This is a genomic window from Oceanospirillum linum, assembly GCF_001995095.2.
Taxonomy (GTDB): Bacteria; Pseudomonadota; Gammaproteobacteria; order Pseudomonadales; family Halomonadaceae; genus Oceanospirillum; species Oceanospirillum linum.
On record NZ_MTSD02000223.1, the window covers coordinates 1 to 392 of the forward strand.

Annotated in this window: 1 protein-coding gene; it reads left to right on the top strand. The window is 60.7% G+C overall.

From position 1 onward, the window contains the following. Window positions 1–155 precede the first annotated feature (155 nt). Window positions 156–392, top strand: a 237-nt coding sequence (locus BTA35_RS17405; RefSeq protein WP_139363762.1) for an Rrf2 family transcriptional regulator, incomplete at its 3' end; no start/stop codon positions are given.

Consider the following 392-nt stretch of genomic DNA (forward strand, 5'->3'; position numbering starts at 1 on the left):
TTAGACGACAACGGAACTACGAAGCGGGCAGTGTACTCCTCGCGCATGACGACGATGCTGACGGCATTGCACTGGATCGGACGCGATAAGCCTGGGGTTGCACGCCAGGCGATATGTAATTATCATGGTTACAGTTTTGACGCCGAACTCCAGCGATGAACACCAGCAGCCGTTTCGCCTATGCCGTCCATATTTTGGCGCTGCTGTCGTTGCAGCAAGGCGAGCCGTTGTCGTCGGACATCATCGCCGGCAGCGTCAATACGAACCCGGCGCTGATTCGTCGGCTGTTGTCGATGCTGGCCCAGGCGGGGCTCACGACGTCGCAACTCGGGGCAGGAGGAGGCGCGTTGCTGGCGCGCTCGCCGGACCGGATTCGGCTGGTGGACGTCTAC